The sequence below is a fragment of the Terrisporobacter mayombei genome (assembly GCF_020748465.1).
Classification (GTDB): Bacteria; Bacillota; Clostridia; order Peptostreptococcales; family Peptostreptococcaceae; genus Terrisporobacter; species Terrisporobacter mayombei.
In genome coordinates, this window is sequence record NZ_JAHZMP010000027.1 from 1 (window position 1) to 1,110 (window position 1,110).

A 1,110-nucleotide genomic window follows, 5' to 3' on the forward strand; every position below is an offset into this window, starting at 1 on the left:
GTGGGGCGGTGGTGCGCGACAGGGCGGAGGTTCGCCGACCCGGTTTATCGGCCAGTCGGCTATGACGTCAAGGACATAGCGGAGGTAGCTTTCTGGCTCCACTCCGTTCAGTTTGCACGTCCCGATCAGGCTGTACAGCAGCGCTCCCCGCTCTCCTCCATGATCCGAACCGAAGAACAGGTAGTTTTTGCGGCCCAGACTGACCATCCGCAACGCATTTTCAGCGATGTTATTGTCCGCCTCAGCCCAGCCATCATCTGCATAGTACGTCTGAACCGCCCCGATTTTCCTGGAGAGTGTTTTATCTGTGAACTCAGGCTGCCAGATCATTGTTTCCGATGGAAGCATAATAAGCTTTTTCTGCTTCTGCCGGAGGAGTATGGCCCAGCCTTCCCAGCAATCGTCGATTGTTATACCAGTCCACCCACGTGAGTGTGGCCAGTTCCACTTCTGCACGGTTTTTCCAGCTCTTACGGTGTATTACCTCCGCTTTGTAAAGACCATTGATGCTCTCAGCCATCGCGTTGTCATACGAGTCGCCTGTACTTCCTGTTGATGCCAGTAATCCGGCTTCCTTAAGCCGCTGTGTGTAGGCCAGCGATACATACTGAGAACCTTTATCACTGTGATGGACCGTGCCGGACGGTCGACGGGCCCATAACGCCTGCTCCAGTGCATCCAGCACGAATGTCGTTTCCATGGACGATGAGACCCGCCACCCCACGATGTATCCGGCAAACACATCAATGATGAACGCCACATAAACGAAGCCCTGCCATGTACTGACGTAAGTAAAATCAGCCACCCACAACTGGTCAGGACGTTCTGCCACGAACTGACGGTTTACGCGATCACCTGCGGCAACGGTTTTCCGGCTGACGGTAGTGCGGACCTTTTTACCCCGGAGACCACCGGCAAGTCTCATAACCGCCATGAGGCGCGCCACTGTACATCTGGCCACCCTGATTCCTTCCCGTAACAACTGACGCCAGACTTTACGCACACCGTACACCTGATGATTTTCATCGTATACGCGCCGTATCTCTCTCTTCAGCCAGTCATCGCGCTGCGCACGGGCACTGCGTTTATCAGGATGATGCCGCTGCTGCT

1 protein-coding gene and 1 pseudogene are annotated in these 1,110 nt (G+C 55.0%); both read right to left on the reverse strand.

Annotated features, from left to right (window positions below; translation table 11 throughout):
- A pseudogene (locus K0039_RS20040) lies at positions 1-267 on the reverse strand (transposase domain-containing protein); the annotation flags it as partial.
- 46 nt (positions 268-313) lie between these two features.
- Positions 314-1,110, reverse strand: a 797-nt coding sequence (locus tag K0039_RS20045) for an IS3 family transposase (protein WP_228106759.1), incomplete at its 5' end; no start/stop codon positions are given.